The following is a 3,543-nucleotide window of genomic DNA, read 5'->3' on the forward strand; positions in this document are numbered from 1 at the left end:
CCCGGCTGAGCCCCGCGAAGCGTCAAAAACCGACCCGGGGCTGCCCGAAGCAGACCCGCGTTACGGTGTCAGCGAGCGACTCGTCCGAGGCTCTTAGCAAGGGCCGTGGGGATGCCAACCTAGTACCGCACGATGGAAATCTTAATACCGTTTCTGAAGAGTGTGCTGTAAAATAGAAAGTTTTCCTCATCTGTTCGGGTTTTTGCGATGCCCCTACTTCGCCCTGCCCCTGTCCTCGTAACCGATCGCGAGCGTCAACAACTGGAGTCGCTTGAACGACAAGCGACCTGCCCACAGCAATTGGCCATGCGTGCGCAGATTATCTTGCTGGCAGGTCAGGGTGTCGGCGTGCGGCCGACGGCGGACCAACTCGGCATCGGTCGCTCCACGGTCCAGGGGTGGCGGCGGCGGTGGGCGGAGAACCCCGACGCGAGCGTTGCGGAGCGGTTGTCCGATGCGCCACGCTCCGGTACCCCGCCAACGTTCACCACGGAGCAGATCTGCACGATCGTCGCGCTGGCCTGCGAGGCGCCGCAAGACAGCGGGCGGGCGATCACGCATTGGACGCAATGGGAGCTCGCCGACGAGGCGATGAAACGGGGGATTGTCGATTCGATCTCCTCGCGCTCCATCGGGCGCTTTCTTCAAGAAGCGGACCTCAAACCGCATCGCTCGCAATACTGGCTGAAGGCCAAGCCGGACGCGCATTTCGCGGAAAAATGCCAAGATATTTGCGAGACCTACCGTCTCGCACCGGCGCGGGCGGCGCTGGGGATCAAGACTTCCTCGCTTGACGAAATGACAGGAATTCAGGCACTTGAACGAATTGCTCCGACCCAGCCGATGACCTCGGGGCGCGTCGAGCGCCGTGAGTTCGAGTACATCCGCCACGGCACCCACACCCTGATTGCCGAGTTCGACGTCGCCACCGGAAAGGTGACCGGGCAACTCGGCCAGACGCGCACCGAGGCCGATTTTACGAACTTCTTATTCCCCATGATCGCTGAGAGCTCGCAGTGCTCGCCACCGTTGTCGTTGCACGTGGTCCTGGACAATCTCAACACCCATTCCTCCGCGTCAGTCGTGCGTTTAGTTGCCGAAAACATCGATTTTGAAGGCGACCTTGGGGTCAAAGGCAAGTGCGGCATTCTCCAATCCGTGGCAACCCGCCAAGCGTTTCTGTGCGACCCGACCCATCGCATCGTTTTTCACTTTACGCCGAAGCATAGCTCATGGCTGAATCAGATCGAAATCTGGTTCTCGATTCTGGTACGCAAAGTCATTCGACGAGGGAGTTTCTCATCGGTCGACGACCTGTGCCAGAAAATCAACAACTTTATCGACTATTTCAACAAGACGATGGCTAAGCCGTTCCGCTGGACCTACCAGGGCAAGCCGTTGGCAGTCTAGCTTGACATGGTCCGAGCACTTCCATCATGTGGTACTAGGATGTTCAATCTCTCACGTATATCGCAAATTAAGTTCATGCAGTTTCCGTGTCTAGCATTGAATCGATGAGCGCATGCCGACGCCGGGCCAGCATCGACGCGCCGATGTGCGTTTTCACCCAGTGCTCGACGTCGATGGTGCGCACCGACTCCATCGCCTCGCGAATCAATGGAGCCGTCAAGTCGGCGATGAAGGCAGGAATCGCAAGCACCAGCTTACCAAGCTCCTTGAGCGGCCCCCTGGCGGTAAAGCATTTGTATTTTCCGAAGACGGATTCGATGATGTCGGAGGAGGCTAGCCAGATGCTGCCGGTCGGGATCTTCGCTGCTTCCACTTCGACCTGCGCAAGGATTTTCTGGGTAAAGATGGCCGTTCGCGGGGTCAGCGTGGACGGGGGTGGCAGGGCGGCCTGGAGTTGTTCTGGGGCACCCTGGTGGAGGCCCTTGGACGTGAGATGCGACTGAATCAGCTTGGCTTGCACCATCATTTGCGCGTAATCCACCAAGTCATCCCGGTAGGGCAGCAGCCAGGCAAAGCCGTCGAGGAAGCGGCCGTACCCAGTGTCCGTGAGGTGCCAAACTCTGTCGTCGAGCGCGTCGCACGCGAGGTCTGAATGCGTCTGCAGTGCCTGGCAAAAAGCCGCCTGATCGGGATAGCGAATGCCGACGATGGCCCGCACTGGGTGCGCCCGGGTGGTGCCGAATCGCGCGCGTAGGTGTTCCCATGCCGGCCAATTCAGGACGTATTGGGCGCGGATCGCACTGAAGTCGCCGCGATCATGATAGGCGAGGAGACGTTGGGCCCACCGCACATGGACATCCAGGTTCATGAAACGCGCCTTGATGCGTTGCCGCGGCGGCAGCAGGAAGGCAAGATCGGTCTGCTGAAACGACGACCAGGTCGTGCGGCAGTGCGCCCGCAACGCCTCCCAGCGGGCATCCCGGCCCAGTTCGGCCTTCAGCAACGTGGCAATACGATGAGAGATATCATAGGTATAGACGCACGCGGGGGCGTGCTGCTGAAACAATGCGATGCCGCTGCACAGGTCGCTGCCGTGGTCGGCAACGATCTGGACCGGCGGGCCGGTGCGTTGCGCCACGCGCCCGAGCACCGCCGCGACCCACGGCCCCGTGCTGTGTGCGGTGATCTCGACGGCGAGCACCTGCATCGCATCGTGACGCGGACTGTAACCGGTCTGGGGCAGTGTATTAGCCGGGATTCCCACAATCACCAAGCACTTCGATGACCCCAAGGCGATCGTATGATCAGCGATGTAAATCCAATCCGTGCGCCACTCCGGTTGGCGATTGAGGATCGCGAGACCGCAGCGATAGACCCAGTTGAGCACGGTCGTGTGGGCCGGCGCCGCCACCGGGAGCATCGCGCCGAACAGATTCAATACCCGCGCCACGCCGCGACTGCCGCGCCCCGCGTGCAGATACATCCGCAGGGTCAACTGCATGACCAGGACCGAATAGTGATGACCGACGGGCGGGGACAGCGCAAGGCGCGGTCGCGCATCCGCTGGCTCGTCATCAGCGGGCATCAGGGCCTCATCCGCTCCCGTTCGCGCACCCTCCGCCTTTAGCGCGCGCGCCTTCCAATGCGCGCGGCTGTGCTCCAGATCCCGAATCTTGACCTGCGCGGCACGCAGGCGCTGCTGCCGCTCCAACGCTTTCGCCTTCCAGGCATCACGCGATCGCTGGACTAGGTTGGCCAGACGGGCCACGGGGCTCTTGAATGCGTTCATCACGTCGTGCACTCTCCGGCAGGGCGGTCATGTCACCGCGTCCCGCAGTCTGACCAATCGCTCGGCGCTTGTCGAGCTTGGGCATCAGCGTGTACCGTGCGCATCATCATATTCACCAGTGCGCCGAACCGATGGCTGTTCCTTCCCGGCAACACGGTTCTTGCATGGGATCTTGGGCGCCTTTATGGGTCAGATTGAACATCCTAGCGCGGGTCCGGTTTGCATCAGACCCGGGGTCCCGGGTCTAATCAGCGGATCGTCGCCGCCGCAGAACACTTGCACCCATGGACCTACTGACCGATCTGGCCTTTACGCCGCGCCCGGACCCCGCCGCCGCCCGGCAC

General features: G+C 61.4%; 2 protein-coding genes. One reads left to right on the forward strand and one right to left on the reverse strand.

All coding sequences use genetic code 11. The features are described from left to right. The first annotated feature begins 306 nt into the window (after positions 1-306). Positions 307-1,410, forward strand: a complete 1,104-nt coding sequence (locus QZY44_RS25610) for an IS630 family transposase (protein WP_295454831.1) — start codon at positions 307-309, stop codon at positions 1,408-1,410. A gap of 73 nt (positions 1,411-1,483) precedes the next feature. Here QZY44_RS25610 and QZY44_RS25615 read toward each other — a convergent pair whose 3' ends face one another. Next, on the reverse strand, positions 1,484-3,199 hold the full coding sequence (locus tag QZY44_RS25615) for a hypothetical protein (RefSeq protein WP_295454833.1): 1,716 nt from the start codon (positions 3,197-3,199) through the stop codon (positions 1,484-1,486). Positions 3,200-3,543 lie beyond the last annotated feature (344 nt).

The sequence above is a fragment of the uncultured Thiodictyon sp. genome, assembly GCA_903837595.1.
GTDB lineage: Bacteria > Pseudomonadota > Gammaproteobacteria > Chromatiales > Chromatiaceae > Thiodictyon.

What these genes read in the sequence shown, in the direction of transcription:
- QZY44_RS25610 (WP_295454831.1), top strand. Translation starts at nt 307, where the DNA reads ATGCGTGCGCAGATTATCTTGCTGGCAGGTCAGGGTGTCGGCGTGCGG.
- QZY44_RS25615 (WP_295454833.1), bottom strand. Translation starts at nt 3,199, where the DNA reads ATGAACGCATTCAAGAGCCCCGTGGCCCGTCTGGCCAACCTAGTCCAG.